The sequence below is a fragment of the Streptomyces sp. NPDC041129 genome, from assembly GCF_055592265.1.
Map to the genome: position 1 here is coordinate 570,591 of NZ_JBVIYV010000001.1, position 26,967 is coordinate 597,557.

22 protein-coding genes and 4 pseudogenes are annotated in these 26,967 nt (G+C 71.4%); 15 read left to right on the plus strand and 11 right to left on the minus strand.

Features of this window, described 5'->3' with window-relative positions; translation table 11 throughout:
• Window positions 1–64 precede the first annotated feature (64 nt).
• Window positions 65–1,585 carry a catalase gene (locus ACZ6B1_RS02470; protein WP_468774217.1) on the plus strand — a complete coding sequence of 507 codons (1,521 nt, stop codon included), beginning with the start codon at window positions 65–67 and terminating at the stop codon, window positions 1,583–1,585.
• Between the two features lie 45 nt (window positions 1,586–1,630).
• Here ACZ6B1_RS02470 and ACZ6B1_RS02475 read toward each other — a convergent pair whose 3' ends face one another.
• Window positions 1,631–2,302 carry a LysR substrate-binding domain-containing protein gene (locus tag ACZ6B1_RS02475; protein ID WP_468774219.1) on the minus strand — a complete coding sequence of 224 codons (672 nt, stop codon included), beginning with the start codon at window positions 2,300–2,302 and terminating at the stop codon, window positions 1,631–1,633.
• A 26-nt stretch (window positions 2,303–2,328) separates the two neighbouring features.
• Here ACZ6B1_RS02475 and ACZ6B1_RS02480 point away from each other — a divergent pair, with 26 nt between their 5' ends.
• Together ACZ6B1_RS02480 and ACZ6B1_RS02485 are read left to right on the plus strand one after the other, a co-directional pair.
• Window positions 2,329–3,327 (plus strand): vWA domain-containing protein, encoded by a 999-nt coding sequence (locus tag ACZ6B1_RS02480; RefSeq protein ID WP_468774221.1) that lies wholly within the window; start codon window positions 2,329–2,331, stop codon window positions 3,325–3,327.
• 83 nt (window positions 3,328–3,410) lie between these two features.
• A complete protein-coding gene (locus ACZ6B1_RS02485; protein ID WP_468774223.1) occupies window positions 3,411–4,886 on the plus strand; it encodes an extracellular catalytic domain type 1 short-chain-length polyhydroxyalkanoate depolymerase in 1,476 nt (491 codons plus the stop codon).
• A 138-nt stretch (window positions 4,887–5,024) separates the two neighbouring features.
• Here ACZ6B1_RS02485 and ACZ6B1_RS02490 read toward each other — a convergent pair whose 3' ends face one another.
• Together ACZ6B1_RS02490 and ACZ6B1_RS02495 are read right to left on the minus strand one after the other, a co-directional pair.
• A complete protein-coding gene (locus ACZ6B1_RS02490; RefSeq protein WP_468776000.1) occupies window positions 5,025–5,399 on the minus strand; it encodes a DUF4440 domain-containing protein in 375 nt (124 codons plus the stop codon).
• Window positions 5,400–5,450: 51 nt separating this feature from the next.
• Window positions 5,451–5,540: pseudogene (locus ACZ6B1_RS02495) on the minus strand (GNAT family N-acetyltransferase); the annotation flags it as partial.
• A gap of 283 nt (window positions 5,541–5,823) precedes the next feature.
• Here ACZ6B1_RS02495 and ACZ6B1_RS02500 point away from each other — a divergent pair.
• The 3 genes from ACZ6B1_RS02500 (at window position 5,824) to ACZ6B1_RS02510 (ending at window position 9,559) form a co-directional block, all read left to right on the plus strand.
• Window positions 5,824–7,239, plus strand: a complete 1,416-nt coding sequence (locus ACZ6B1_RS02500) for a DEAD/DEAH box helicase (RefSeq protein ID WP_468774224.1) — start codon at window positions 5,824–5,826, stop codon at window positions 7,237–7,239.
• 101 nt (window positions 7,240–7,340) lie between these two features.
• Complete coding sequence (locus ACZ6B1_RS02505; protein WP_468774226.1) at window positions 7,341–7,586, plus strand: DUF5302 domain-containing protein; 246 nt, start codon at window positions 7,341–7,343, stop codon at window positions 7,584–7,586.
• A 179-nt stretch (window positions 7,587–7,765) separates the two neighbouring features.
• On the plus strand, window positions 7,766–9,559 hold the full coding sequence (locus tag ACZ6B1_RS02510) for a SpoIIE family protein phosphatase (RefSeq protein ID WP_468774228.1): 1,794 nt from the start codon (window positions 7,766–7,768) through the stop codon (window positions 9,557–9,559).
• Between the two features lie 19 nt (window positions 9,560–9,578).
• Here ACZ6B1_RS02510 and ACZ6B1_RS02515 read toward each other — a convergent pair whose 3' ends face one another.
• On the minus strand, window positions 9,579–10,259 hold the full coding sequence (locus ACZ6B1_RS02515) for a hypothetical protein (protein ID WP_468774230.1): 681 nt from the start codon (window positions 10,257–10,259) through the stop codon (window positions 9,579–9,581).
• A gap of 394 nt (window positions 10,260–10,653) precedes the next feature.
• On the opposite strand from ACZ6B1_RS02515, the gene ACZ6B1_RS02520 reads away from it, so the two are divergent.
• Window positions 10,654–11,148, plus strand: coding sequence for a DUF5994 family protein (locus ACZ6B1_RS02520; RefSeq protein WP_468774232.1), 495 nt, complete (start codon window positions 10,654–10,656; stop codon window positions 11,146–11,148).
• Window positions 11,149–11,349: 201 nt separating this feature from the next.
• Here ACZ6B1_RS02520 and ACZ6B1_RS02525 read toward each other — a convergent pair.
• Window positions 11,350–11,634, minus strand: a pseudogene (locus ACZ6B1_RS02525) (MmyB family transcriptional regulator); the annotation flags it as partial.
• Between the two features lie 10 nt (window positions 11,635–11,644).
• Between ACZ6B1_RS02525 and ACZ6B1_RS02530 the strand changes: the two are divergent.
• The 7 genes and pseudogenes from ACZ6B1_RS02530 to ACZ6B1_RS02560 all read left to right on the plus strand — a co-directional run.
• A pseudogene (locus ACZ6B1_RS02530) lies at window positions 11,645–11,809 on the plus strand (aldo/keto reductase); the annotation flags it as partial.
• Window positions 11,810–11,993: 184 nt separating this feature from the next.
• The gene (locus ACZ6B1_RS02535; RefSeq protein ID WP_468774234.1) at window positions 11,994–12,596 is read left to right on the plus strand and encodes a TetR/AcrR family transcriptional regulator; all 603 of its coding nucleotides are present in this window, start codon (window positions 11,994–11,996) and stop codon (window positions 12,594–12,596) included.
• A 274-nt stretch (window positions 12,597–12,870) separates the two neighbouring features.
• The gene (locus tag ACZ6B1_RS02540; protein ID WP_468774236.1) at window positions 12,871–13,794 is read left to right on the plus strand and encodes a TauD/TfdA dioxygenase family protein; all 924 of its coding nucleotides are present in this window, start codon (window positions 12,871–12,873) and stop codon (window positions 13,792–13,794) included.
• Window positions 13,795–13,878: 84 nt separating this feature from the next.
• The gene (locus ACZ6B1_RS02545; RefSeq protein WP_468774238.1) at window positions 13,879–15,207 is read left to right on the plus strand and encodes an MFS transporter; all 1,329 of its coding nucleotides are present in this window, start codon (window positions 13,879–13,881) and stop codon (window positions 15,205–15,207) included.
• 147 nt (window positions 15,208–15,354) lie between these two features.
• Window positions 15,355–17,061, plus strand: coding sequence for an aldehyde dehydrogenase family protein (locus ACZ6B1_RS02550; RefSeq protein WP_468774240.1), 1,707 nt, complete (start codon window positions 15,355–15,357; stop codon window positions 17,059–17,061).
• Between the two features lie 63 nt (window positions 17,062–17,124).
• The gene (locus tag ACZ6B1_RS02555; RefSeq protein WP_468774242.1) at window positions 17,125–18,696 is read left to right on the plus strand and encodes a long-chain-fatty-acid--CoA ligase; all 1,572 of its coding nucleotides are present in this window, start codon (window positions 17,125–17,127) and stop codon (window positions 18,694–18,696) included.
• Window positions 18,697–18,869: 173 nt separating this feature from the next.
• Window positions 18,870–19,358 (plus strand): GNAT family N-acetyltransferase, encoded by a 489-nt coding sequence (locus tag ACZ6B1_RS02560; RefSeq protein ID WP_468774244.1) that lies wholly within the window; start codon window positions 18,870–18,872, stop codon window positions 19,356–19,358.
• A gap of 303 nt (window positions 19,359–19,661) precedes the next feature.
• Here ACZ6B1_RS02560 and ACZ6B1_RS02565 read toward each other — a convergent pair whose 3' ends face one another.
• Window positions 19,662–20,882: a metallophosphoesterase gene (locus ACZ6B1_RS02565; protein ID WP_468774246.1), complete on the minus strand. Its 1,221-nt coding sequence runs from the start codon at window positions 20,880–20,882 to the stop codon at window positions 19,662–19,664.
• 296 nt (window positions 20,883–21,178) lie between these two features.
• On the opposite strand from ACZ6B1_RS02565, the pseudogene ACZ6B1_RS02570 reads away from it, so the two are divergent.
• A pseudogene (locus ACZ6B1_RS02570) lies at window positions 21,179–21,307 on the plus strand (thiol reductase thioredoxin); the annotation flags it as partial.
• Between the two features lie 194 nt (window positions 21,308–21,501).
• Here the strand turns inward: ACZ6B1_RS02570 and ACZ6B1_RS02575 are convergent.
• From ACZ6B1_RS02575 to ACZ6B1_RS02595, 5 genes are read right to left on the minus strand one after another with little or no spacing between them, the layout of a single operon-like run.
• Window positions 21,502–22,521: a histidinol-phosphate transaminase gene (locus ACZ6B1_RS02575; protein ID WP_468774248.1), complete on the minus strand. Its 1,020-nt coding sequence runs from the start codon at window positions 22,519–22,521 to the stop codon at window positions 21,502–21,504.
• A gap of 3 nt (window positions 22,522–22,524) precedes the next feature.
• Window positions 22,525–23,544 (minus strand): 3-oxoacyl-ACP synthase III family protein, encoded by a 1,020-nt coding sequence (locus tag ACZ6B1_RS02580; RefSeq protein ID WP_468774249.1) that lies wholly within the window; start codon window positions 23,542–23,544, stop codon window positions 22,525–22,527.
• The gene (locus tag ACZ6B1_RS02585; protein WP_468774250.1) at window positions 23,541–24,194 is read right to left on the minus strand and encodes an SRPBCC family protein; all 654 of its coding nucleotides are present in this window, start codon (window positions 24,192–24,194) and stop codon (window positions 23,541–23,543) included. Before ACZ6B1_RS02585 ends, ACZ6B1_RS02580 begins: the two co-directional genes overlap by 4 nt.
• Window positions 24,166–25,917 (minus strand): thiamine pyrophosphate-binding protein, encoded by a 1,752-nt coding sequence (locus ACZ6B1_RS02590; protein ID WP_468774251.1) that lies wholly within the window; start codon window positions 25,915–25,917, stop codon window positions 24,166–24,168. Before ACZ6B1_RS02590 ends, ACZ6B1_RS02585 begins: the two co-directional genes overlap by 29 nt.
• A complete protein-coding gene (locus ACZ6B1_RS02595; RefSeq protein ID WP_468776001.1) occupies window positions 25,914–26,930 on the minus strand; it encodes a GlxA family transcriptional regulator in 1,017 nt (338 codons plus the stop codon). The genes ACZ6B1_RS02590 and ACZ6B1_RS02595 overlap by 4 nt, the downstream gene beginning before the upstream one ends.
• Between the last annotated feature and the right edge of the window lie 37 nt (window positions 26,931–26,967).

The following is a 26,967-nucleotide window of genomic DNA, read 5'->3' on the forward strand; positions in this document are numbered from 1 at the left end:
GGACGTCGGCGTCCCAGGAGCGGCGACATCGCCGCTGACGCACCACGAAAGGCAGACCAGACCCATGACGGAGATCCGACCCGCCACCACGACCGATTCGGGCGCACCGGTGGAGAGTGACGAACACTCGCTCACCGTGGGCCCCGGGGGACCGATTCTGCTGCAGGACGCCTATCTGATCGAACAGATGGCGCAGTTCAACCGGGAGCGGATTCCCGAGCGCCAGCCGCATGCCAAGGGAAGCGGGGCGTTCGGCTACTTCGAGGTGACCGACGATGTCAGTGCGTACACGAAGGCGGCCGTGTTCCAGCCCGGCACCCGCACCGACCTCGTCATCCGCTTCTCGACCGTCGCCGGTGAGCGCGGCAGCCCGGACACCTGGCGTGACCCGCGCGGCTTCGCGGTGAAGTTCTACACCAGCGAAGGCAACTACGACATGGTCGGGAACAACACCCCGGTGTTCTTCGTGAAGGACCCGATGAAGTTCCAGCACTTCATCCGGTCCCAGAAGCGCCGCGCCGACAACAACCTGCGCGACCACGACATGCAGTGGGACTTCTGGACCCTCTCGCCGGAGTCCGCCCACCAGGTCACCTGGCTGATGGGAGACCGCGGCGTCCCGCGGACCTGGCGCCACATGAACGGCTACACCTCCCACACCTACATGTGGATCAACGCCGCCGGGGAGCGGTTCTGGGTGAAGTACCACTTCAAGACCGACCAGGGCATCGAGTTCTTCACCCAGCACGAGGCCGACCAGATGGCCGCGGCCGACACCGACTACCACACCCGCGACCTCTTCGAGCACATCCGGGACGGCGACTTCCCGAGCTGGACCCTGTACGTGCAGGTGATGCCGTACGAGGAGGCCGCGAACTACCGCTTCAACCCGTTCGACCTGACCAAGGTGTGGCCGCACGGGGACTATCCGCTCATCCGGGTCGGCCGCATGACGCTCGACCGCAACCCCACCGACAACCACGCGCAGATCGAGCAGGCGGCGTTCCAGCCCAACAACTTCGTCCCCGGCATCGGACCGAGCCCGGACCGCATGCTGCTGGCCAGGCTGTTCTCCTACGCGGACGCCCACCGCCACCGCATCGGCGGCAACTACCAGCAGCTCCCCGTGAACGCGCCCGTCGTCGACGTCCACACCTACTCCAAGGACGGGGCGATGGCGTACCGGAACACGACCGACCCGGTGTACGCCCCGAACTCCAAGGGCGGCCCCGCGGCCGACACCGAGCGTTACGGATCCCCGCCGAGCTGGACGGCCGACGGCGAGATCACCCGCTCCGCCTACGTCTCCCACCCCGAGGACGACGACTGGGGGCAACCGGGCACCCTGGTGCGCGAGGTCATGGACGATGCCGCCCGTGACCGTCTGGTCGACAATGTCGTCGGGCACCTGCTCAACGGGGTGACGGAACCCGTCCTCGAACGTGCCTTCGCGTACTGGTCCAACATCGACGAGACCATCGGCAAGCGCATCGCCGACGGCGTCCGGGCCAAGGTCGACGAGAAGGACCCCAAGTCCACCGAGCAGGGCAACCCGGCCCGGAGCTCCATGCAGCACAAGGCGTGAACGGCCAGGTCGGCCCGGGCGCGCCGCTACGGAAGGCAGGAGGACTCACGCGCCCCACAGCGTGACGTACACCGGGGGCCGCCCGGGAGGGCGGGACCCCGCGCCGGGCGCGCGCATGAGGCGGGTCGCCGCGGGCGTGTGCAGGAAGTGCAGGAACGCGTCGGTGGCCGGGGAGCGGTGTCCCGGCCGCATGACGGTGACGTGCCACGTGGCGTCCCAAGGCGTGGCAGGCGTCTCCAGCAGGCGCAGCTCGTCACGCCGGACGCGGGGTGACACCAGGTGCGCCAGCGCCGGTGCCACCCCCGCGCCCTCGGCGGCGGCCGCCAGGGTCGCGGTCTGGTTGGGGAACACCCACACGTTTCCCTCGGCCACGCCGAGCCGGCGGAGCAGCCGTCCGGAGTCTGCGTCGGGATCGGTCCCGAAGGAGTCGACCAGCCACGACCAGCGCGGCGGCGGACCGGGCGGCCGTGGTGACCCGGCGCCGGTCACCACGACGAGCTGGGTGCGGAACAGCGGCTCGCTGACCAGTTCACCCCTGCCGTCGTCGCCGAGAAGCGGCCCGAGCGCGACGTCGGCCAGCCGGTTCTCCACCAGCACGCGTGTCCCGCTGCTGGCGGCCACCCCGAACGGATCCCGCTCGACGCCGGTGTCCGGAGCCGCGACCGCCATGGTCGCCCGCAAGGTGCGCGAACGCGCGAAGATCGTCGCCTCCGCCATGCTCGAAGTGAGCCGGACGACCTGGAATGGGCGAAGGGCCGCTGGTTCGTCACGGGCGACCCCGACCAGGGCCGCACCATGGTGGAGATCGCGCTCGCCGCGCACTCCAGCCTGGAGCTGCCCGAGGGCGTCGAGGGCCACCTGGACCGAGCTGCGTCTACAACCCGCCGAACCTCACCTTCCCCTTCGGCGCGTACATCTGCGTAGCCGACGTCGACGCGGGCACCGGCCAGGTGAAGGTGCGCCGGTTCGTCGCCGTGGACGACTGCGGCAACCGCATCAATCCCACGATCGTGGAGGGTCAGGTGCACGGCGGGCTCGCCGACGGACTCGGGCGCATCGACGTGCGCCGCACCCTCTCCGACAGCCGGCGCACCGGCGGACAACCGCTGCGGCTACGCCGCTTCGTGCCCCGTACCCGCCCTCGCGACCTCGTCGTGCTCTGCGACGTCTCCGGCTCGATGGAGCCCTACGCCCGCGCGATGCTGCAACTGCTCTTCTGCGCCGCCCGCGCCACCCACGCCGAGGTCTTCACCTTCGCCACCCGGCTCACCCGCCTCACGCCCGTCCTCCGGCGGTCCGGGTCGCACGACGCCCTGGTGCGGGCCGGACGAGCTGCCCCGGACTGGTCCGGGGGCACCCGGATAGGGGAGTGCCTGGCGGAGTTCAACGAGCGGTTCGGCCGGCGCGGCATGGCGCGCGGCGCCGTGGTCGCCATCGTCTCCGACGGCTGGGACACCGGCGGTCCCGCCGACCTCGCCACCCACATGGCGCGGCTGTCCCGCGTCGCCTACCGCGTCGTATGGGTCAACCCGCGCTCGGCGAACCCGCGTTACCGTCCGCTCGTGGCCGGCATGGCGGCCGCCCTGCCCTACTGCGACGCGGTCGTCAGCGCCCACAACCTCGCGGCCCTGGTGCCGGGTCCTGTGCATGCCGCAACGGTGGGGACCCACAGGCGCGGACACCGCGAGGTGGGGCGCGTCCCCATTACCGCCTCCGGCAGGCCGGACCTAACGTCCCCGTAACTCCCCGGTCACGCGGTCGCGTTCGAAGCAGGAGCGCGGCCGCTCTCGGCCTCCCCACCCGTCGCGATCACCCAGGTGGCACGATGAACCCCACTTCCCCCCACCCGCTGCCGCGCCGTTCGTGGCCGCGCCCCGCCTCCACGGCGGCGCTGGTCCTGTCCCTGATCGCCGTGGTCCTCGGACTCTCCCCGACCCCGGCGCAGGCCGCGAGCCTGCAGCAGGTCACGGGCTTCGGCTCGAACCCGGGCAACCTGCAGATGTTCCAGTACGCCCCCGACAACCTGCCGTCCGGCGCGCCGCTGGTCGTGGCCCTGCACGGCTGTACGCAGAGCGCCAGTGACTACTACAGCCACTCGGGCTGGCCCAAGTACGCGGACATGTACGGCTTCGCCGTGGTCTTCCCGCAGACCACCAGCTCCAACAACGCCAACTCCTGCTTCAACTGGTTCCAGTCCTCCGACTACACCCGGGGCCAGGGCGAGGCGCTGTCGGTCAAGCAGATGGTGGACAACGCCACGTCCCGTTACGGCAGCGACCCCGGCCGCGTCTACGTCACGGGGCTGTCGGCCGGCGGCGCGATGACCTCGGTGCTGCTCGCCGACTACCCCGACGTGTTCGCGGGCGGCGCGATCGACTCCGGCATCCCGGCGGGCTGCGCGACCGACCTCTCCAGTGGTCTGACCTGCCAGAACAGTGCGGTCAGCAAGCCTCCGCAGCAGTGGGGCGACGCGGTCCGCAGCGCCTCGGGCGGCTGGGGCGGGCCCTGGCCGCGCGTCGCGATCTGGCAGGGCACCGGCGACACCACGGTGAACCCGGCCAACGCCACCGAGGAACGCGACCAGTGGACCGACGTCTGGGGCATCAGCCGTACCCCGTCCTCGACCACCACCCTGACCGGCGGCACCACGCAGGCCGTGTACAACGACGCGAGCGGCAGGCCCGCCGTGGAGACCTTCTCCGTCTCCGGCATGGCGCACGGCCTCGCGGTCAACCCGGGCTCCGGCACCGACCAGTGCGGCAGCACCGGTACCTACTACCTCAACCACATCTGCTCCTCGTACTGGACCGCGAAGTTCTGGGGCCTGGACGGGGCGGGCGGAGGGAGCACCGGCAGCCTCCCGGCACCCAGCGGGCTCACCGTCACCGGCACGACCGACACCACCGCGTCCCTGGCCTGGTCGGCGGTGAGCGGCGCGGCGTCGTACAACGTGTACCGCGGCGGCAGCAAGGTGGGATCGACCACCGGTACGTCGTACACCGACACGGGGCTGGGCTCCGGCACCAAGTACACCTACACCGTCGCCGCCACGGACTCCGGCGGCGCGGTCGGCACGCGGTCGTCGGCGGTCACGGCGACGACCGCCGGCTACCAGCCGCAGTGCTTCACGGACAACAACTACAACCAGGTCGCGGCGGGCCGCGCCCACCAGAGTCTCGGCTACGTCTACGCCAACGGCTCCAACCAGAGCATGGGCCTCTACAACGTCGCCGTCACCCACACCCTCGAGGAGACCTCGTCCGGCTACTACGTGATCGCCGACTCGGGCTGCCCGTCCTGACGGACCGGACGGGCCGTGTCGTGCGGCGCTGGCCTCACCCTCGTCCGGTGAGGCCACCGCTGCCCGCCGGTCACTGGCGATCGGCGGCAGCTTCGCGCGGGCGCGGAGGGTGCGGACGGTTCCGGCGCCGCCGATGCCCTACACGTCGTCCCATGCCATCGAGCTCATCCGCCAGCCGGCCGGCGTCCTGACGAACTGGGTGGTCTTGCAGCCCGAGCCCTCGAACCATTCGCCGTGGCGGAAGCCGGACTTGCGGTATTCGCTGAACCGGTGCGCGATCGATCCGAAGATCTCGGTCCGCTCGGCGACCTCCCGTTCGGAGAACTCGGTCAGCGTCCCGTCCGTCAGCATCCGCCGGCGGGACTCGATGAACCCGTCGAGGTCGTAGATCACCGGATCGTCCCCGACGTTCGCGATGATCCTGCCCTCCGGAATGAAGACGTCGCGGACGACTTCGAGGGCCGGCCGGGTGCCGCCGGTGTTGGTGAACGCGCCGACGAACACGCGCATCAGCCGGTCGAGTTCGGCCCGGACGCCCGCTCCGGACGCTTCCCCGGCGGACGGCCACTCCTCGGCGAGGACCGACCAGACCTCGCTGTCGTGCCGCACACCCCGGTACGAGGAACGCCGCCGCAGCACGCCGTCGCGGGTCATGCAGATCGCCATGCTCGACGACTTCCTGACCTCACAACGCCGGTGACGCGGTTCGGACCGCGGCGAAGGGTCCGCGGCCGAGGCCGGCTCCTGGAGGGGGCCATGGGCGGTGGCCATGGCCGCCGAGCGATGGGTACCACGGCGCGATGTCATGCCTTGTGTTACTGTCATGCGTTTGCGTGGTCGTCGCGGTGGGCGATTCTGCCTGTTCGGTTCCGCTTGTGCGCGGGCTGTCACATCCTGCCGGGCCTTCCTCGGTACGTTCTCCTGCGGAAGGCTGTTCATGAATCATCCCGAAGACTCCGGCATCGCGCACGGTGGTCCCGCCCGGCCCGGGGCCACGACCCCCGCGCCGTCCCCGGCCGTCACCTTCGCCGGTCTGGAACTGCCGGTGGCGGTGCTGCGGACACTGAGCGAACTCGGGGTGCGTGACCCCTTTCCCATCCAGGCCGCCACGCTGCCCGATGCCCTGCGGGGTCGCGACGTCCTGGGGCGCGGGCGCACCGGATCGGGCAAGACGCTCGCCTTCGGCCTGCCGCTGCTGACACGTACGGCCGGGCGGCGCGCCGAACCGAAGCAGCCACTCGCTCTGATCCTCGTGCCCACCCGGGAGCTGGCCCAGCAGGTCACCCAGGCGCTGGCGCCGTACGCCGAGGCACTGCGGCTGCGGATGGCCACGGTCGTCGGCGGCATGTCGATCGGCCGGCAGATCGCCGAACTGCGCCAGGGAGCCGAGGTGGTCGTCGCCACCCCCGGACGCCTGCACGACCTGATCGAGCGCAACGCCTGCCGTCTGGGACGGGTGAGGATCACCGTGCTCGACGAGGCCGACCAGATGTGCGACCTGGGCTTCCTGCCGCAGGTCGTCGATGTGCTCGACCAGGTGCACCCCGACGGTCAGCGGATGCTGTTCTCGGCCACTTTGGACCGCGACGTCGATCAGCTGGTCCGCCGCTACCTCCACGACCCCGTCGTCCACTCGGTCGACCCGTCCGCGGGCACGGTCACGACGATGGAGCACCACGTCCTGGTCGTCCACGGCCCTGACCGCTACGCCGTGACCACGGAGATCTCCGCCCGCGACGGACGTGTACTGCTGTTCCTCGACACCAAGCACGCCGTCGACCAGCTCACCCGGCACCTGCGGGCCAGCGGGGTGCACGCCGGGGCCCTGCACAGCGGCAAGTCCCAGCCACAGCGCACACGGACCCTGGCGCAGTTCAAGAACGGCCAGATCACCGTCCTGGTGGCGACCAATGTCGCGGCCCGTGGCCTGCACGTCGACGACCTCGATCTCGTGGTCAACGTCGACCCGCCCACCGACCCCAAGGACTATGTGCACCGGGCGGGCCGCACCGCACGAGCGGGTGAGTCCGGCAGCGTGGTCACGCTCGTGCTTCCGGGCCAGCGCCGGGAGGTGAGCCGCATGATGGCCGGGGCCGGCGTCGAGCCGACCGTCACCAAGGTGCGCTCGGGCGAGGCGGAGCTGAGCCGGATCACCGGCGCCAGGGCTCCCTCCGGCACCCCGCTCGACGGCGGGCCCGCCGTCCCCCGGCCCAAGAACACCAACGCTCCCTTCCGCGGTCTCGGCACCAGCAAGGACAGCGCCCGCGGCGCCGGCGGCAAGTCCCGGAAGGCCGCGGAGGCCCGCAAGCTCGCCGAGGCCCGCAAGGCCGCCCTCATGCGTCGCAACGGCTGAGGCGCGTCGCCCCGGCAGTGAGCAATGATGTTGCGGCACCCCCGTACGGCGCTCCGGCATGACAAGCTGTGGGCGCCCATCCCCGAACCCAGGAGGTCACCATGACCGCAGAGCCCGTATCCACGGAAGGTTCGGAGCCGGACGTCCCGGAGACGACGTCCCCCGTGGCGCCGGACAGCGACGGCAACTACGACCTCAAGCGCAAGTTCCGCGAAGCCCTGGCGCGCAAGCGCGGTGCGCAGACGGACGCCGCCGACAGTACCGCCAACCCCAACGCGTCGAAGGTGCGTGCGGCGCACGGCCCGGCCGCGAGCCAGCGGTCGTTCAGGCGCAAGAGCGGCGGCTGAGCCGGTAGGTCCCGCGCGGCGCCCGGCGCCGAAACCCTGGTGCACTCGTGGCGCTGTGGTGTCGGCGGTGCGGCCGGATACTCGAAGGGGGGACCCATCGGGGCACCGACGTGTCCGTGCCCCGCCGGCCCCGGGTTACCGGGTCGCGGTGTGGTCTGTGCGGGAAGGACGGCGGCGACGTGGTGGAGGGCGTGAGGTCCGGCGGAGAGCACCGGCGGCTGTCGGCGGCGAAGCCGCCTCTGTGGGAGCGGGTGGCCGAGCAGCTGGGCACGGCGATCGCCGTGATCGACGCGGCCGGGCGGATCGTCGCGGTCAACCCGGCCGCCGAGGGGCTCCTGAATCGCCCGGCGGCGCTGGTTCTCGGGCATGACCTGCATGACCTGTGCCATCGGGACCCGGGCGGCGCCCTCATCCCGCGGGAGTACTGCCCGCTGCTGCGGGCACTGGCCGAGAGGCGTTCGGCACGCGGGGACGACGACAGGTGCCTGCGGGGTGACGGACGGCTGATCCCGATCTCCTGGTCGGCCACGCCTCTGACGGACGACGACGGCTCCGGTGCCTCGCCGGGCATGGTCGTGTTGATCGCCGAGACCGCGGCGGAGCGCCGTATGGGAAGTGAACGCGCTGAACGCGCGGAGCAGTCGGAGCGGGCGGAACGGGCGGAACGAGCCGCTCATACCAGCGCCCTGGAGAGTCTCGCCGAGCGGTTGACACTCGTCGCGGAGATCACCGACGTGCTCGGTCAGACCCTTGAGGTGGACGAGGCCCTCGCCCGGTTGAGCCGGGCCCTGGTTCCCCGCCTCGCCGACTGGGCCGCGGTGGACCTGCGTGTCGGCTCCCGTCAGGTGCACCGAGTGGCCGTGACCGGCCCTGAAGGCCGTGACGCCGGGCAGGAGGACTGGCGCGGTCATCTGCCCCCGGCCGGGGAGACGACCCACTCGGCCCTGGTCCAGGTGCTGAACGGAGACGGTCCCGTCCTGCAGGACCGGGCGGACACGGACGCACCGCCCGACTCCCCGCTGGCCGCCGTACACAGCACCTTCCTCGGAGCGACCGGCGCGGCGTCCGTCATCACGGTGCCGCTCGGCAGCAGACGGCAGCCCACCGGTGCGCTGACACTCGTGCGCACCGACCCGGCACGGCCCTTCGGCACCGGTGATCTGGACGTGGTGAGCGACATCGGCCGCCGGGTCGGCCTGGTCATCGACAACGCCCGCCAGTACGGCCGGCAGCGCGCGGTCGCCGAGGCCATGCAGCGCAACCTCCTCCCCCCGCTGCCCGCGCACGGCCGGTTCCAGCTGGCCGCCCGGTACCAGCCCGCTCCGCCGGGATCCCAGGTAGGCGGTGACTGGTACGACGCGTTCCCGCTGAGGGACGGCTCACTGGCCCTCGTCATCGGCGACGTCGTCGGCCACGATCTCACCGCCGCGGCCGGCATGGCGCAGTTGCACGGCATCCTGCGCTCCCTCGCCTGGGACCACTCCGAGCCGACCGGTGCCGTCGTGGACCGCCTCGACGACGCCATGCACGCCATCACCACCGTGCGGATGGCCACCCTCGTCCTCGCCCGGGTGCACGGTCCGGAGACCGGACCCTGGACGCTGCACTGGACCAGTGCGGGGCATCCGCCACCCCTGCTGCTGACTCCCGGCGGGAACGCGCAGTACCTCGAAGCCGGCCAGGGACTCATCCTCGGAACCCACCTGGGCGCCGCCGGTCACCGTCCGAGCGCCGTCCACGCCCTGCCGACAGGGTCCACGCTCCTGCTCTACACCGACGGCCTGGTCGAAGCCCGCGGCAGCGACCTGGACACCGGGCTCGACCGGCTGCGCCGCCACGCCCTCGCTCTCGCCCACGAACCACTGGACACCTTGTGCGACCAGCTGCCGGCCCGGATGTCCCTCGGCAGCACCGACGACATCGCCCTTCTCGCCCTGCGCCTGCCCGGGCCCCTGACCGGGGCCGAGGCCTGATTCACGGCGGAGCGGCCGCTCACGTCCCCGGAGCCAGCACCAGAACGCGGAACGGAGCGGGCGACACGACCTGGACGCGGTCCTCTCCGGCGTACCGCCAACCCCAGGACCGCATCGTCTCGACGGTCCTGTCGTCCCGGACGTCCACCAGTGCGACGCCGAGCGCGCCGCCGTGGTCGGCGAGCAATCGCCGCTGCAGGCGCCGGGCGAGGTTCCAGACCTGGTCGCGGTATTCCCGGCGCACGCAGGGCGGGACGACGATACCGGAGACGACGAAGAGCCGACCGGAGCCGGCGCGTCCGAGCAGCCCTGCCCGAAGGCGTCCGTCGAGGGCCGCCCACCATGTTCCCGTGCCGCCCACAGGGAAGCCGTAGGCGTATCCGGTCAGGGCGGTGGTCTCCGCGATCAGCAGTGAGAACCCCGGTCGTCGCGCGTCGGCCGCGAGGCGGCGCAGAAAGGCGGCACGGGCCTGGTTCCACGCCCATGGATCGCCACCGGAGGTCTCCGCGTACAGGTCGCCCAGCTCCTGCATACGGTCCTCGACCTGACCACGCGTCAGCGGGCGGACGCGTTCCGCGATCGGGGGCGAGGACCTGCCCCGTCGCTTCGGCGGGCCGGGCACGAGGGTACGCGGCCTGCCCCGTGCGGGCCGGAGCGCCGGCAGGGCCAAGGTCGTCGGAAGGAACACCTGCGTGGTCATGACCAGCCCTGCCCCGGCGCGGACGAAGGACGCCCCGCCGTCATCGATCCCCGAGAACGGCACCGGTGCCTGAGGCGGTGCGCGGCGTGCCCTCGGTGTCTCCACCGTACTCCCGGCCGGGCCCGCCGCGGCGGGCAGCGCTCCGACGCCTGCGCCCGTTCCGCTGGCGATGGCCTGATCGGCGTGGACCCGACCTCGAACCGGACCCCGCCGCATCGCCGAACAGGGCATCCGCCTGACGGCGGAGCCGGAGGACGACAGACCCGCCCGCTTCTCCTCGCCAGGAGTAGCCTGACCGTACCGAGAGCATTTCGCGCAGCGCTTCCGGCGGTGCCGTTCCCGGCGAGTGGCGAAACGGGCAGCCGTCCCACGGCTCCCGGGACGGGGCCGCACGATGGAACCCAGCAGTACGCCGGCCGAGGACGCGTCCGGTGCGGAGGCACACACCTATCGCATGCCCCTGCCCCGCCTGACCCTCACCCCGGACGTCAGCCACGGCCCGCTGGACGGGGCCTGGTGGCCGCGCTGCGACGCGCTGGAACTGGAACTTCCCACACTCGTCGGCTCGTTGGAGCCGGACCCAGGGGCCACGATACGGGTCACCGTGGACCCCTCCGAATGGGCCGACGCCCCGCAACGGGTCATGGCGCCCGGCCGGGTGATCGACGTGGAGCCGGCCGGACCCGGAAGCGACGCGCACGCCATCACCCTGGACTGCGGCAGCGTGGGCCGCTGGGTGCTCCTCGTCGTCCCGCCCGAGGAACCCGCCGGAACAGCCGCTCGGATGCTGGCCGCCGCCGCCGACCCCGACAACCCGCTGACCGCCGCGCGCATGCTGGCGCTCGCCGAGACGGGGCGCCCCATGGACACGAACGCGGAGACGGGATGAGGCACAGAGCTCCGGGGAGCCCACGGGTCCCTGGGGAACGGGTCCTTGGGGAGCCCACCTGATCTTCCGCCGCGCCCGGCACTGTCCACCCCGCCGACGCGAGCGCACAGGACGCCTCGGCGTTTCGAACGATCGACACCACTCCGTCTCACCGCGAGCCCGCCCCCGGCCGCCGAGGCGCACCGCCCGGCCGCGGACGACCTACCGCGCCGAATCCCGGTACGGCTGATGACCGGTGGCCTTCGGCGCGGGCGCGGGGCGTTGCGGCGGTCGCGGTGCGGTCATGTCCAGCAGGAGCAGGGCGTCGTGGTCGGGGGTGCCGGGTTCGGCGGTGTAGACGCCGATGCGCTGGCCGGGGGTGCCTTCCACGTGCAGCGACGGGGAGGTGAGGGTGACAGTCCCGATCCGGGGGTGGTGGAAGGTCTTGTGCGCGGGCTTGCGTCCGGTCACCTCGTAGCGTTCCCAGAGACCGGCGAACTCGGGGCTCAAGCTGTGAATGCGCGCCGAGCGCATGGCCGAGAACATCGACGTCTTCGACTTCCAGCTCACCGACGAGCAGATGGCCCGGATCGCCACTCTCGACACCGGCAGTTCACTGTTCTTCGACCACCACGACCCCGAGATCGTCACCTGGCTCGCCAGGCGCCGCCTGGACGTCTGACCACACCCCGTCGAGCACTGCTGTGGCGATCGCCACGAGAGTCTCCGGAGGGCCGTTTCGTACGCTGATCGCGGCCCTTCGTGCGGAGAGCGTGGGAAGCCGGATGTGCTTCCGGGCGCCGCGTCGCGCGGGCTGTGGCGCACCCCTGGCCGGTGTCGTCCGGTGAGCCCGTAGGCTCTGACGCATGGCGGGTACACAGACGCGTGGGGCGGAGCGGGGACCGGGGCGGCCACGCGAGGAGCGGGTCACCGGGGCGGTCCTCAACGCGGTCGTGGAGCTGGTCACGGAGCAGGGCATGGGGGCGGTCACCATGGACGCCGTCGCGGCCCGTGCCGGTGTGAGCAAGCCTGCCATCTACCGACGCTGGCCCACCAAGCAGGATCTCGTCATCGCCGCCGCCGAGAGCCGTATCGGCGTTCTCTCGGTGCCCGACCTGGGCGACTTCCGGGCGGAGCTGCGGGTCGTGCTGACGACCCGGCTGGAGGCGTACCGGATGCCCGGCTCGGACCGGCTGTTGGCCGGCCTGATCGGTACGGCGGCCGAGGTGGGCGTCGACCATGCCCAGTACGCCCGGTACACGGAGCGGATCACGAGCGAGACCCGGCGCATCCTCGAGCGCGGAATCGCCCGAGGTGACGTGCGTGCGGACATCGACGTGCGGGCCGCGGCGACCCTGGTGGCCGCACCGCTGCTCTTCCGGCTGATCGGCGAGCGGGAACTGCCCGACTCCCAGTTTGTGGACGCCCTGGTGGATCTCGTCGCCCGCGCCGTCGCCGAGACCGCCTGACCTCGGCCGCCGTCCCGCCGGCGTCCGGGCGCCGCCTCGCGGGGGCTGCGCGCCGCCCCCGTTTTCCGCCCTGCCGACCTGCTCACCACGTCCCGACCGTCGCTGACGGGGCAGGCCGCGGACACGCGGCCCCCTGGGACGAAGGCCCGCCCCCGGCCGCCCCGACGGCTCCTCGACCCCGCTCGGACATCGATTGCCGCAGACCCTTGCCACCTCCTCCGCCAATAACGATACTGCCAGGAACGAAATCCGTTCCGTAGTTCCCGGAGGATCCATGGACAGCGCCGCCACCACCAGTTCTCCCGTTCTCGGCAAGCCCTTGGTGCACTTCGGCAAGCGCGTGCTCGAGCGCACCGCGCCGGGTCTGCCCACATCGGACTACCGCCGTCTGGGCATCCACCCGCTCACCCCGCACATCGGCGCGGAGATCGACGCCGTCGACCTCTCCGCCCCGGTCGACGAGGAACTCGCCGAGGAACTGAAGCGTGCCCTGCTGGAGTGGAAGGTGATCTTCTTCCGGGACCAGCACGCGTTCGACGCGACCGCCCAACTCGCGCTCGCCCGCGTGTGGGGTGAGCCGGAGCCGAACCCGTTCTTCCCGAAGACCAGGACCACCGGCGTTTCCCGGCTGGCCAAGGACGCCAACGCCGCGGGCAACAAGAACATCTGGCACAGCGACCACTCCTTCATGGCCGCGCCCGCTCTCGGCTCGGTGCTGCGGGCCGTCGACATCCCGCCCGCCGGCGGCGACACCATGTGGGCCGACATGGCAGCCGCCTACGACAATCTGTCCCCCGAGATGCGGGAGCGCATCGACGGACTGACCGCCGAGCACGACTGGGTGCACAGCTGGGGCGCCATGATGCCGGCGGACCAGATCGCCACTCACCGCCAGACGCTGCCGCCCGTCGAGCACCCGGTGGTCGTCCGCCACCCGCGCACCGGCCGCAAGCTGCTCTACGTCAACGAGCCCTTCACCATCCGGATCGTCGGGCTGCCGGACGACGAGAGCCGGGAGTTGCTGCACGAGCTCGTCCTGCAGTCGCGCATCCCCGAGTACCAGGTCCGTTTCCGCTGGCAGCCGGGCTCCGTGGCGATCTGGGACAACATCGCCACCCAGCACTACGCGATCAACGACTACTACCCGCAGCGCCGGGTCATGGAGCGCATCGCGATCACCGGTGTACCGCTCTCCTGATCCGAACCCGCCCGCTGTGAGGGCCGGGCTGGAGCCCGGCCTGTTGTCGCACCCCTTTGCCCGACCGTCCTACGCGGAGTCCCTGTGACCGACACCGACGTCGTACCGGCTGAACCGGCCGGCCCCACGAGAACCATGAGCGGTCCACGGCGCCGCGCCTGGACCGTCACCGCACTCCTCGTCGTCTTCATGATGGTCAACTTCGCGGACAAGTCCGTGCTGGGTCTGGCGGCCGAGTCGATCCGCACGGACCTCGGCCTGTCCGCGTCCGCCTTCGGGCTCGCCAACAGCGCCTTCTTCCTGCTGTTCTCGGCCTGCGGCGCCGCGGTCGGGCTGCTCGCCGACCGCGTGAGGCCGAAGTGGCTGCTCCTGGTGATGGCCCTGCTGTGGTCGGTCGCCCAGACCCCACTGGCCCTTGGGGGAGGATTCGCCCTGCTCGTCGCCTCGCGTGTGCTGCTCGGCGCTGCCGAGGGGCCCGCCTTCCCCGTCGCGCAGCAGACCGCGATGTCCTGGTTCCCCGACCGCGGCCGCAACCTGCCGGGCGCACTGGTCGTCCTCGGCACCACACTCGGCATGCTCCTCGCCGCACCCGGCCTGACCTGGGTGATGGACCACCACGGCTGGCACTCGGGCTTCGCCGTCGTGGCGCTCGCCGGCCTGGTCTGGGCACTGTTGTGGGTCCCCTTCGGAGGGGAGGGGCGCTACGCGAGGGCCGCGCTGGACGACGCCTGCTCCGCCCGTACGGAAGCCCCGGCCGGCGGGATCGAGGTGGTCGCGCGCCGGACACCGTACCGACGGATTCTCGCGACCAGTACCTGGATCGGTGCCACGACCGCCTACTTCGGCGCCTACTGGATCACCGCGTTCGGACTGGTCTGGCTCCCCTCCTACCTGCACGAGGGGCTGGGCTACTCGCCGGCGGCGTCCGCCAGAGTGCTGATGTGCGTCTACGGCCTGAACGCGGTGGTCGTGCTCGGTCAGGCCGGCCTGACCGGGTGGCTGCTGCGCCGCGGCACGGCGAGCCGGTGGGCCCGCGGCCGGGTCGGCGGCATCCTCCTGCTCATCAGCGCCGCAGCCTGCCTGGCACTGCCGTCCGTGCCTGCCGGAGCCGCGACCGTCGTGCTCCTGGTCGTCGGGTTCGGAGCAGCCGGCGCGATGACCAGCATCGCTGTCACCACCGTCACCCGGCTGAGCCCCGCCGATCGCCGTGGCGGCGCCCTGGGCATCATGAACGCTGTCGTGACCACTGCCGGCCTGATCGCGCCGACACTCATCGGGTACCTCGTGGACGCCAACGGAGCAGACGGCTATCAGTACGCCGTCCTGATCACCGGTGCCCTGCTCCTCCTGGGCGGGACCGCCGCGGCCGCGCTGATCGACCCGGACCGCGACGCCCGCCTGCTGGTCGACTGAGTCCCGGGCGTCCCACCCCTTCTACGGGACGCGCCCATCGCACGACCCGCAGGGCCCCGCAGCCCCCGTGCCCTCGGACGGAGCGCGCCGTCCCCGCATCAGATGCGGCCGCCCCCATGCCACCCATCGACCTCCCCAAGGAGTGACGTGACCTCCAGCGCCCTCGACACATCCACCCTGGACCGGGCCGTCGCCGCGCTGCGCCGTGGCGCCGAATCCTGGTCCACCACCCCGCTCTCCGAGCGCATCGCCCTCCTGGAGCGGCTACTGCCCCGGGTGGTCGCCGGCTCCGCCGACATGGCCGCAGCCGGGGCGAACGCCAAGGGATACGCTCCCGACTCCCCATGGGCGGCCGAGGACTGGATGGGCGGGCCATGGGCCCTGGTCCAGAACACCGCGGCCCTCCTGCACGTCCTGCGGCGCATCGCCGCCGGCCGCGACCCCCTGGCCGCCGGCGCGGTGCGCGAGCGGGACGGCCGAACGCTGGTCGACGTCTTCCCCGCCACCGGATGGGACAGGCTGCTGCTCAACGGCTTCAGCGCCCAGGTGTGGACGCGCCCCGGCACCACCCCCGAGCAGGTACGGGAGCGGGCGGCCGGGGAGTACCGGGGACGGCCCGGGCGTCCCGGTGTGGCTCTGGTGCTCGGCGCGGGCAACGTCGCCGCCATCACGGCGCTCGACATCCTGCACAAGCTCTACGCCGAAGGGCAGGTCGTCGTCGCCAAGATGAACCCGATCAACGCCTACCTCCGCCCGCACTTCGAGCGGGTCTTCGCCGAGTTCGTCGCACGCGACTGGGTCCGCTTCGTCGACGGCGGAGCGGCCGAGGGCGGTCACCTCACGCGTCACGAAGGCGTCGTCAGCATTCACGTCACAGGCAGCGACCGCACCCACGACGCCATCGTCTGGGGCACCGGCGACGAAGCCGTCGACCGGCGCCGCGAGGACCGGCCCCTGGTCGGCAAACCCTTCAGCAGCGAACTGGGCGGTGTCAGCCCGTGCGTCGTGACGCCCGGCCCATGGAGCGACGCCGACTTCCGGTTCCAGGCCGAGCACATCGTCAGCAGCAAGATGAACAATTCCGGGCACAACTGCATCGCAGGCCAGGTCCTGGTCGTTCCCCGCGACTGGGACGGCACGGAGCGGCTGCTGAACGAGATCCGGCGAGTGCTGCGGGACCTGCCGCCGCGCGCCGACTACTATCCCGGGGCGCATCAGCGGCTCGCCGGCGTCCGTGCGGCACACCCGACGGCGGAGACCTACGGCGACGGCTGCCGGCTTCTCGTACCCGACATCGCCGACCACGACGACGTCCTGATCACCAGTGAGGTATTCGGCAGCGCCCTGGGCGTCGTACGGCTCGCCGGGACGACCACGGCCGAATTCCTGCACCGCGCCGTCGACTTCGCCAACGACGTCCTCCCCGGGAGCCTCGGCGCCACCCTGATCGTCCACCCCAGGACCGCGCGCTCCGAGAAGGCGGCGCTCAAGACGGCGATCGCCGACCTGCGGTACGGCACGCTGGGCATCAACTGCTGGTCAGCGGTGGGCTTCCTGCTCGGCTACACCCCTTGGGGAGCATTCCCGGGCAACACACGCCAGGCCATCGGCAGCGGCATCGGTTTCGTCCACAACGCGTTCATGCTCGAGGACGTCGAGAAGACCGTGCTGCGCGCTCCCTTCGCCCCGGCACCGCGTGGCCTGGTCACGGGTGAGCCGTCACTCTCCCCCCGGCCGCCGTACTTCGTCACCAACCGTACGGCGCTGACCACCGTCGAACGCCTCACCCGCTTCACCGCCGCGCCGAGCGCGCTGGGACTTCCGGCCCTCTTCGCGTCCGCGCTGCGCGGCTGACCAGCCGGAACCGGACCGCGCGGATCCCGCCTCGACCGCCTCCACACCCTCACGGAGACCCCCTTGCTGAACCTCGCCTGCCTGCTGGAAAGCAGCGCCCGCGACGTCCCCGACCACACCGCTGTCGTCCTCGGCGACCAGCGGCTGACCTACGCCGAACTGGACACGAACGCACGCCGCGTGGCCGGCCTGCTGCACGCGCGGGGCATCCGGCCCGGCGACAAGGTCGCGTTGTCCTGCCCCAACCTGCCCTGGTTCCCCATCGTCTACTACGGCATCCTCAAGGCCGGGGCCGTCGTCGTTCCGCTCAACGTCCTGCTCAGGAGCCGCGAGATCGCGTACCACCTGACCGACTCGGGAGCCAAGGCCTACTTCTGCTTCGAGGGAACGCCCGAACTGCGGATGGGCCAGGAGGGATGGAACGGGTTCGAGACCAGCGCCGGCTGCGAGCACTTCTTCCTGCTGACCGCCGCCCCCACCACCGACTCTCCGCTCGCGGGCGCCCAGACCCTGACCGCGGCGCTCGACGGGCGGAGCGCGGACTTCGAGACGGTGGCCACCGAGGCCGGTGACACCGCGGTCATCCTCTACACCTCCGGTACCACCGGCCTGCCCAAGGGCGCCGAACTCACGCACTCCAACATGACGCTCAACGCCCTCACCTGCCGGCGACTGCTCGATGGAGCCGAGCAGGACGTGCACCTGATCACGCTGCCGCTGTTCCACTCCTTCGGCCAGAGCGTCCAGATGAACGCCGGCCTCGCCGCGCGGGCGACGCTGGTACTGCTTCCGCGCTTCGAGGCGCGCTCGGCCCTCACCCTGATGGAGCGCCATTCGGTCACGATCTTCGCCGGCGTCCCCACCATGTACTGGTCCCTGCTCAGCGAGGAGGCGCCCGGTGTGGACCCTGCCCGGATCGCGCGGAGTCTGCGCCTCGCCGTCTCGGCGGGCGCGGCACTGCCGGTCGAGATCCACCGCCGCTTCGAGGAGCGGTTCGGCATCACCCTCCTGGAGGGCTACGGCCTGTCGGAGACCAGCCCGGTGGCCACCTTCTCCCCGCCCGGCGAGGAGGCACGCCCGGGCTCCATCGGGCGTCCGGTCTGGGGCGTGGAGCTGGACCTGATCGACGAGGACGGGTCCCCGGTCGCGGGCCCCGACGCGGTCGGCGAGATCGTCATCCGCGGGCACAACGTGATGAAGGGCTACCTCAACCGACCGGAGGCCACGGCAGAGGTCCTGCGCGATGGCTGGTTCCGCACCGGCGACCTGGCCCGCCGGGACAGCGACGGCTGGTACTACATCGTCGACCGCGCCAAGGACCTGATCATCCGCGGCGGCTTCAACGTCTACCCGCGGGAGATCGAGGAGGTGCTGCTGACCCATCCCGCCGTGAGCATGGCGGCCGTGATCGGCGTGCCCCATGCCAGCCACGGCGAGGAGATCAAGGCGTGTGTGGTGTGCACACCAGGCGTGGCGATCTCCGCAGAGGAACTCGTCGCCTGGTGCCGGGAGTCGATGGCGAGCTACAAGTACCCGCGCCTGGTGGAGTTCTGCGACGTCCTGCCCACCAACGCCACCGGCAAGATCCTCAAGCGGCAACTGCGCAACGCGAACGGAGCCGATGCCGGCCGATGAACCGGTGACGAGGACGCACGGGCGCGGGCTGCCTCCTGCACCACTTCGCCTCCGACGGGCTGGGCAGTGGCATCCCGATCACCGACGTGGCCGAGTGGACGGGGCGCAAGCCGATCGACCCGAGCGGCCGACCCGCCGCAGGAAGGCACTCCCCGGTGCGAAATACTCTCCCGATGAGTTCACGCACTGCTCCGGTCAGCCAGCCGATCACGATACGGAGGGCAGTCGCGCGGGACGCCAAACGGCTCACGCGGCTCGTGCGTGGCTCAGCCGCCTACGAGGGTAAGTACGCATCCGCAGTGGCGGGCTACCGGGTCGGTCCTGACTACATCGAAGCCCACCGCGCCTTCGTCGCCGTCGGCGCCGGCGAGCATGGAGGCCGGGTCCTCGGGTTCTACTCGCTCGTCCTCGCTCCACCGGAGCTCGACCTGCTGTTCGTCGCCGACGAAGCACAAGGACGTGGTATTGGACGGCTGCTCGTCGCGCACATGCTGTCCGAGGCCCGTGCCGCCGGGCTCGACCGCGTCGAGGTCGTGTCGCATCGTCCCGCCGAGGACTTCTACCACCGCGTCGGCGCAGTGCGGACCGGGACCGCGCTCGCGAACCCGCCCGCCGTGCCGTGGGACCGTCCCAGATTTGAGTTTCGCATTCCTTCGGAATGACGCGGTGCCGGTACGGGGCACCGGCACCGCACGCCTGGTGACCGGCCCGCAGGAGCCGCTGGACGCCGCGCGCTCGGTGTGTGCCGTCGCCTTGCCGGTGCGGCCATCAGCGCAAGTGGCCGTAGTCACAGCTCTTGCCCCGTCGTAGGCGTCGACGACGGCGATGGTCCTGCCGGGGCCGCCGGCGGAGGCGGCGGAGGTCAGGCCGTAGGCCGGCTGCGGGTCGCCGGGGCCGTAGCCGGTGGGGGAGTCCACGGCGGCGTTCGCCCGGACGGTCCAGGCGGAACGCCGGCCCGCCCAGCGCTACGGCGTGGAGGGCCGCTGCGGGGAGCGGAGTACGAGCAGGGTGATCTCGCTCGGGGCGAAGACGCGGAAGGGCGGGCCCCAGAAACCGGTGCCACGGCTGGTGTAGAGGAGGGTGCGGGCGCCGTGGCGGCTGAGGCCGGCGAGGGCGGGCTGATCGATGCGGACCAGGTGGTGGAAGGGCCAGATCTGGCCGCCGTGGGTGTGGCCGGAGAGCTGGAGGTCGACCCCGCCGGCCGCCGCCCGGTCGACGAACTTGGGCTGGTGGGCCAGGAGCAGTACGGGGTGGTCGGGGTCGGCGCCGTGCAGGGCTCCGGCGAGGTGGGCGCCGTGGCCGGCGAGGCCGGAGGACTCGGCCGTGACGTCGTCCACGCCGGCCACCACGAGGGTGTCGCCACCGCGTTCGAGCAGCAGATGGCGGTTGCGCAGCGGCTCCCAGCCCAGCTCGTCCATCAGGTCGACCCAGCCCTGGGCCTCGCTGTAGTACTCGTGGTTGCCGGTGACGTAGACACGGGCGTGGGTGGCCCGCACGGTCCCGAGCGGGGCGGCCTGCGCGCGGCGGCGTTCGGCCGTTCCGTCCGCGATGTCACCGGTGTGGCACACCAGGTCGGCTTCCAGGGTGTTGACCGTCTCGCAGACCCGTGCCGACCAGCGGGCACGGTCGAGCGGGCCGTAGTGGGTGTCGGTGATGAGGACGACCCGGGTGCCGTCCAGACCGGCCCCCAGTCGCGGAAGTCGCACGTCGAGCCGACGCACGCGGGGCACCCGGCGGGCCTCGGCGTACCCCCACGCGAGCAGCACGGCGGCTGTGCCGAGGACCGCCCAGGCGGTGATCCGGGCCCGGTCCTGGCCGTCGCCGACGCCGGTCACGGTCAGGGCGAGCCGCAGCAGCACGCCGAGCACGACGGACCAGGTGAACAGGACCCAGATGGTGCCCAGCAGGGTGTCACCGACGATCGCCGCCCGGTCCTGCTGCCGTCGGCCGTGGCCGCGCACCATCGCGAGCGGCATGCCGAGCAGGCCGAGGGCGAACAGGGCGGTGCCGGCCAGCGTGACAGGGAGCGGCCAGTGCTGGCCGGCGTGCAGCAGGAGCCAGCAGGGCACGGTCCACAGCAGAACGGGGGCGATCAGGGGGAGGTAGCGCATCAGGCGGTGCAGTCGGCTCTGCTGAGTCGCATGCGCTGCGGTGTCGGCGGGTCGGGTTTCGCTGGCGTCGGTCACGCTTCCCCTCCTTGAACAACCAGGCTGCCGTCGCGCGCACTGTATCCGGCCGTCCCGGGCCGGTCGGACGGACGGGGTGCTCATGGGGGGCAGCCCCGTGCGGCGAGGTGGCCTCCGAGTTCCCCCCGGCTCACGCGGTTGCTGGCGCTGCGCCTGACCGGGGCCGAGGCGGCCTCGCCGACATCGGTCCCGCCGCGGGACCAGCGCGCCGGATCAGCCATATCGGCCACCAGGCGTGTTCTACATCCACGGCGCCGGCTGGGTCTTCGGCGACGACAAGACCCACGACCGCCTCGGAGGTCCAGGCCGTACCGACACTGCTGATCCTCGACCAGGGCGCGACGGTCGCCCGGCAGGCGGGGGCGGCGCCCGCCCCCGCTCTGCGCCAGTGGGTCGAACAGTCGATCACCGCCCGGAAAGGATGATCCGGATGACCCTGCATGCAGACCCCCCCCACCTCGCGCTTGTCCGGCCGGTCCAGCCGCTGACCCCAGAAGGGTGTCTCCGCCGCCTGACACCCCACCGAGCCGGCGGTGCCGGACCAGTGTCCTCCATGCGGTGAACCGCGACCACCACCGGGGCGGCAGTCGGCTGCCTCGGCCCAACGATCTGGTCGGCCTCACGTCCGCGACGCACTCTGGTGCAGGCGCAGTCCCGCCAGCGCAGTCAGCACCGCGTCGTTGGCACTCCGGTCGCCGACGGTGAGCCGGAGTCCCTCGCCGGGGTAGTAGCGCGTTTCAACACCCCCTTCGGCGAGTGCCGCGGCGCCCTCGTCGATCGGATCGGGCACGGCGAGCCACACGGAGTTGGCGTGGCCGGGGCGTACCCGCCAGCCGAGGGCTGCGAGTTCACGCCGGAGCCGTTCTCGTTCGGCGACGAGGGTGTCCACACGTCGGCGCAGCTCGTCTTCGGCCCGCAGCGAGGCCTTCACCGCCGCTGTGGCCACCGCGTTGATGCCGAAGGGCAACTGCTGCCGACGGATCCGCGCCACCAGGTCGGAGGCGCCGAGTCCATAGCCCACCCGCAGGGCAGCGAGGCCGTAGGCCTTGGAGAAGGTACGCAGGACCAGCAGGTTGGGATGTGCGTCCAGGAGCGCGAGTGAATCCGGCAGATCGGCGTCTCGGGCGAACTCCACGTACGCCTCGTCGAGGAGCACGGTGACGTGTTGGGGGACCTCACGCAGGAACGCCGACAGTGCGTCGGCGGTGACGAGGCTTCCCGTGGGGTTGTGGGGATTGCACAGCACCACGACACGGGTGCGGTGATCGAGCGCCGCGAGCAGGGCGCCCAGATCCTGGTCTCCGTCCGGCGACAAGGGTATGGGGACAGGGTGAGCGCCGACCATGGCGACCAGGAGGGGGTAGGCGTCGAACGTGCGCCAGGCGTAGGCCACCGAGTCGCCGGGCCGGACCACTGCCCGGAGCAACTGCAGGGCCACGCCGACCGATCCGCTGCCGACCGCGACGCGGTCGGAGGCCACCTGGCACCGTGCGGCGATTCGCTCGGTGAGGTCGTCGGGGTGGAACTGCGGGTAGCGGTGAGCCAGTGCGACGGCCCGTCGCATCGCCTCGCGCACTGAGGGCAGCGGGGGATACGGGCTTTCGTTCAGGGCAAGTCGGTGCAGCACGGGGATGTCCACGGCTCAGTTCCGTCCGCCGTGCCACCGGACGGCGACTGCACCGGCGAAGTCGCCCGCGTGGGCGAATCCCCCGAGCACCGTCAGGTCCCCGTCCTCCACCTGCCCGGAGCTGATCGCGCGGTCCAAGGTCACCGGAATCGCCGCTCCGAACAGATTCCCGTACTCATCGAAGGTGTTCAGGTGCCGCTCGGCAGGCAGTTGCAGCGCCTCACGCCAGTTCCGCAGGAAGGTACGGTTGGGCTGGTTGGTGATGAGGACGTCGATGTCGGAGCTCGCCACGCCGAGCCGCCGGCACAGCTCCGTGACCACCTCGGGGACGAGGCGGTTACCGCGTGCCAGGACCTTGGCGACGCTGGCGTCGGTGAACCCGATCCGCAGTTGGGACTCGCCCGGCTCCCAGTACTTGCGACCGTCGTCGACCGCCACGGTCATGTCACCGGCGTACTCGCCGATGTGCCGCGTCTCCACGTCGAGGACCGGCGACTGCGCCGACGTCGTCACGTACCCCACCCCGCACCCGTCGCCCGGGATCGCCGCCTGGGCGAGTCTGCGCACCTCGGACTGGGTGAACCATTGCCCCGCGGCACTCTGCGCGTTGCAGATCAGCGCGGTCTTCGCGTCCGTGGAGGTGAGGATCTGCCGTGCCAGCTTCACCATGTACACAAAGGAAGCGCAGCCCGCGTTGGCCACGTCGACGAGCCACTCCGGGTTCAGGCCCAGCCGGCGGGCCACCTCGGTTCCGGCGCCCACGAACGGCAGATCCGGCAACTGGCTGTGCACCAACAGTACGTCGACGCCTCGGATCTCCGCCACGCCGTGCCGTTCGATCAGGGGCTGCACGGCGCGTTCCACCATGTCCGCGTTGGTCTCGTCCCTGGCCACGTGGTGCCGTAACGGCGGCACCTTGAACATGGGGTGGTTGCGGAGCTTGTCCTCGGCTCCGGGGAAGTCCGTGTAGAACTCCGCGGGGACCGGCTCGCCGGGCAGGTAGCTGGCGACGTCGGTGAGGCTGACCGTGGTCACTGCGCCACCACCCGCGTCGGAGCTGAACCGACCGGCAGGCCGCCCCGGTGGCGGTGCTCCAGGATGGCCTTGAGGTTGAGCATCTCCAGGGTGTGCCCTGCGTAGAAGAGGTCCCAGTAGTCGCCCACCCAAGGCCGTTCCGGGCGGGGAGCCAGGCCGGGATGCGGGTTGGCGTCGTAGTAGGGGTGGCGGCAGTTGGTCCAGGTGATCACCGAACCGGGCTTGTCGAGTACCGGTCGGGCCGGTACGACACGCATCAGGTAGATCATCCACAGCTTCTCGGCCTGGTCCCAGGAGCAGTGGTAGTCCACGGTCATGGCATCGGGGTTCGCCAGCACCTTGCAGTAGATCCTGGTGTCGTCCTCCAGCCGGTCGTGACCGACCCACAGCCCTGGTGTGTCGGTGGGCGCGAAGTCCCGCAGGCTGCAGGTCCACTCCTCCAGATGGTGTCCCTGGCGCAGGTAGTCGTAAGCCTGCTCCGGGGGGCAGTCGACGTACTCGTGGATGGTGCAGTACTGCCCGTAGACCTGATGGTGGGGGTAGACCGCGTGGGTGAGCTCCATGCAGCGGGCGGTCAGTTCCTCCTTGCCGGCGTTCTCGATCCGGACCAGACCGGGTATGTCAGCCAACGTGGACGACTTCTTGTTCATTTGAACCCTCCTTGCTCTTGGCGGCTTCGGTGAAGGACTGGAAGGGGAGGAACGGGGGAATCTCCCGCGGATCACAGGCCACTGCGACCAGCGCGGGGCCGCCCCGCGCGTTGCTGCGAAGCAGAGCCGTGCGCAGTTGCGCCGCGTCCCTGGCTTCCGTGGCCTCCAGGGACGGGAAGGCGGCGGCCACCCCGGCGGCGAGGTCGGTCCGGGCGAACAGGTCGTCCTTGCGGACCCCGCCCTGGAGGAACTCCTCCCGCAACGCGCACATGGCGTGCGCATTGTTGTTGAAGATCACGAACGTCACGGGTGCGTCGTACTCCACGGCGGTGTGCACTTCCATCCCGTGCATGAAGAAGGACCCGTCGCCGGCGATGACGTAGGCGCGCCGGCCGGTGGCGAGCGCGGCACCGATGCCGGCACCGAAGGTGTAGCCCATGCCGCCCATGCCGACCGCCACCACGAAGCGGCCGTGGCGCGGTGCCGCGAGGAGATGGACCGCGCTGGCCCCCGCGTTCCCGGCGTCCACGAACACGTGTGCGTCCTGGGGGAGTGCCGCCTGCACCGCGGCGACCGCCTGGGCATGGGGGACCGTTCGCTCCCCGGTCTGAGTGAGCGGACGCCGCGTGGGTGTGGGAAGGGGGCCGGCGTGCGGCGGGCAGGGACGAGGGTGCGAGGGCAGCCGGGCGGTCACCGCGCGCAGCGCGTCCCGCAGGTTCCCACCGAGCGCGGTGCCTGTCACGAACGGTGGCTCGGATCCGAGGCAGACGACGCGGGTGGCGGTCAGGGCCTGATCGAGGCCGCCGCGTGCCAGGAGCGGCAGTCGGGTACCGACCAGCAGGCACAGGTCGGCCCGCTGCAGACAGTCCTCGACGTTGGCGTGGCCCATCACCCCGGCCACACCTGCGAACCGGGGATCACGGTTGTCGAAGACGTCCTTGGCGTCCGGGGTGACCGCCACCCAGGCCCCGAGGCGCCGGGCCAGTTCGGCCAGCTGGTCACGCGCGTCGGTGGCGGCGACTTCCTCACCGGCGATGACGAGGACGCGACCCGCCTCGCGAAGAGCGTCCGACACGGCGCTGAGGGCTGCCGTGTTGAGCCGGGTCGCGGCTGCCGCAGCGAGGCCGCCCGGTGACGGGGCCGTGTCGCGGACGGGCACCCGGATCCGCCTCTGCTGCACGTCCTTGGGCAGCAACAGCACCGCAGGGCCGCGTGGATCGGCCTGTGCCGCCGCGACTGCCCGGGGCAGCAACTCCGTGAACGAGTGGGCGTCGTCGACCCGGGCGCAGAACCGGGAGACGGGCGCGAAGACCTCCCTCGCGTCGAAGGAGCCCGCCTTGCCACTGGAGTCCTGGAACGCCCCGCGCCCTTCCTGGCCGGTCGGCGGCTGGCCCACCAGGGCCAGAACGGGCACCCGGGAGGCGTATGCCTCCGCAAGACCTGGTACGAGATTCATCGCCCCACCGCCCGAGGTGGCGGCGACGACGCCGAGGCGCCTGGTGGTACGTGCGTATCCGTCGGCCATGGTGACGGCGGCGAACTCGTGTTTGGCGACGACGCTGCGGACCGCGCCGTCGCGGTGCACTGCGTCATACAGGTCCTCGATGTTCGCGCCGCCGACACCGAACATGTGGGTGACGCCGGCCCTGGCGAGTTCCCTGGCCAGATGGTCGACGAGGCGTACCGACTCTGCTTCGCGTGATTCCGGAGCCGTGGAGGTCATGCGGGGCGCCCCTCCCTCTCGAGCTGCCGGTCGATGAGGCCGGACGGCGAGATGACCTGAAAGCGGTGCCGGTATTCCTTGGGGGTGAGTCCCAGGGTTCTTCCGAAGGAGCGGAAGAACGTCTCGGTGGCGGGGAATCCGCAGCGGCCAGCTATCTGGCTGATCGTCAGGTCTGTGGATTCCAGCAGGTCGCGTGCGCGGGAGATACGCGTCCGCTCGACATACTGGCCTGGTGTCACACCTACCTCGCGCCGGAACACCCGGGCGAAGTTGCGCTGGCTCATGTTGGCCCGCTGCGCGATCTCGGCGACGGGCAGCGGGTTGTTCAGGTTTTCCTGGATCCACTCCTGTGCTGCCCGGATCGGCGGATGGTCGGCCAACTGGGCGTCGAGGACGGCGCTGTACTGCGACTGTCCTCCGTGCCGCTTGAGAAACAGCACCAGAAACCGTGCCGCCTCCAGTGCGAGTGCCGATCCGTGATCGGCCTCCACCAGAGCCAGCGCCATGTCGATGCCCGTGGACACGCCCGCGGAGGTCACGAAGGGTCCGTCCCAGACGAAGATCGGCTCGGCGTCCACCGTCACCTTCGGAAAGCGGCAGGCCATCGCCTCGCTGTAGGCCCAGTGGGTGGTGGCGCGTCTGCCGTCGAGCAGACCCGCCTCGGCCAGCAGGAAGGATCCGCCGCATACGGAGGCGATTCTGCGCGACCGGGCCGCCGCCCTGCCGATCCAGGACACGAGCGCCTGGTCCCGGAGCGCGTTGTCGAGACTCCATCCGCCCGGAACGAGGAGCGTGTCGATCGGGCCCTGCGCCGCATCCAGTGGCGAGGCCTCCACCACCACCCCCGAGCTCATGCGGACCCGTGGTGCGTCGGTGGAGACGAATTCGGCCCGGTAGGGGGTGGCCGAGGGGCCCAGGAGCCGGTTCGCGGTATCGAACACTTCAATCGGTCCGGTGATGTCCAGGGCCATCGCGCCCGTGTACACCACCACAACAACACGTCGCTTCAACACGGTCACAGCCTGTATCGGATGCCGCACTGGCTGCAAT

Excerpts from the sequence above, each read along its gene's own strand:
- ACZ6B1_RS02470 (WP_468774217.1), top strand. The coding sequence starts at position 65 with ATGACGGAGATCCGACCCGCCACCACGACCGATTCGGGCGCACCGGTG.
- ACZ6B1_RS02475 (WP_468774219.1), bottom strand. The coding sequence starts at position 2,302 with ATGGCGGAGGCGACGATCTTCGCGCGTTCGCGCACCTTGCGGGCGACC.
- ACZ6B1_RS02480 (WP_468774221.1), top strand. The coding sequence starts at position 2,329 with ATGGGCGAAGGGCCGCTGGTTCGTCACGGGCGACCCCGACCAGGGCCG.
- ACZ6B1_RS02485 (WP_468774223.1), top strand. The coding sequence starts at position 3,411 with ATGAACCCCACTTCCCCCCACCCGCTGCCGCGCCGTTCGTGGCCGCGC.
- ACZ6B1_RS02500 (WP_468774224.1), top strand. The coding sequence starts at position 5,824 with ATGAATCATCCCGAAGACTCCGGCATCGCGCACGGTGGTCCCGCCCGG.
- ACZ6B1_RS02505 (WP_468774226.1), top strand. The coding sequence starts at position 7,341 with ATGACCGCAGAGCCCGTATCCACGGAAGGTTCGGAGCCGGACGTCCCG.
- ACZ6B1_RS02515 (WP_468774230.1), bottom strand. The coding sequence starts at position 10,259 with ATGACCACGCAGGTGTTCCTTCCGACGACCTTGGCCCTGCCGGCGCTC.
- ACZ6B1_RS02520 (WP_468774232.1), top strand. The coding sequence starts at position 10,654 with ATGGAACCCAGCAGTACGCCGGCCGAGGACGCGTCCGGTGCGGAGGCA.
- ACZ6B1_RS02535 (WP_468774234.1), top strand. The coding sequence starts at position 11,994 with ATGGCGGGTACACAGACGCGTGGGGCGGAGCGGGGACCGGGGCGGCCA.
- ACZ6B1_RS02540 (WP_468774236.1), top strand. The coding sequence starts at position 12,871 with ATGGACAGCGCCGCCACCACCAGTTCTCCCGTTCTCGGCAAGCCCTTG.
- ACZ6B1_RS02560 (WP_468774244.1), top strand. The coding sequence starts at position 18,870 with ATGAGTTCACGCACTGCTCCGGTCAGCCAGCCGATCACGATACGGAGG.
- ACZ6B1_RS02585 (WP_468774250.1), bottom strand. The coding sequence starts at position 24,194 with ATGAACAAGAAGTCGTCCACGTTGGCTGACATACCCGGTCTGGTCCGG.
- ACZ6B1_RS02590 (WP_468774251.1), bottom strand. The coding sequence starts at position 25,917 with ATGACCTCCACGGCTCCGGAATCACGCGAAGCAGAGTCGGTACGCCTC.